The 432-nt window shown below is 67.6% G+C and carries 1 pseudogene; it reads right to left on the bottom strand.

From position 1 onward, the window contains the following. Positions 1-39: 39 nt before the first annotated feature. Positions 40-432 (bottom strand): annotated as a pseudogene (locus EN818_RS30850) (MATE family efflux transporter); the annotation flags it as partial.

Here is a 432-nt window from a genome sequence, read left to right as displayed (position 1 = left end):
GTAGCGCTGGGGTTCGGCGCGCGCTATGCGCGCTGAACTTCAGCCGTTCGGCGTCCTCTGCAGGAGCTGCGCGCGCTGGCGCGGCACGCCGAGGCCGGTGTCAGGCGGCTCGCCGGCGGCCGGCCGCGCCTCGATCATATGCATGGTCCGCCAGCGGCCGAAGCGATAATAGGCGACGGCCAGCACCAGCGAGGCGATCGAGCCCGCCGGGAAACTCCACCACAGCGCCTCCTGGCCGATGACGCTGCGCATGGAATAAGCAAAGCCGGTACGCACGATCAGCACCGAGATGATCAGGATGATCAGCGGCGGCATCACGGCGCCGGTGGCGCGGACCGTGGCGAACAGCACGATGGTGACGCCGAACAGGATGAAGGACCAGGACGCCACCTTGTTGATATGGGCCGCAATGTCGATCGCCGTGCTGTCGGT

The sequence above is a fragment of the Mesorhizobium sp. M3A.F.Ca.ET.175.01.1.1 genome, from assembly GCF_004791945.1.
Classification (GTDB): domain Bacteria; phylum Pseudomonadota; class Alphaproteobacteria; order Rhizobiales; family Rhizobiaceae; genus Mesorhizobium.
This window is presented reverse-complemented; position numbering and strand designations above follow the sequence as displayed.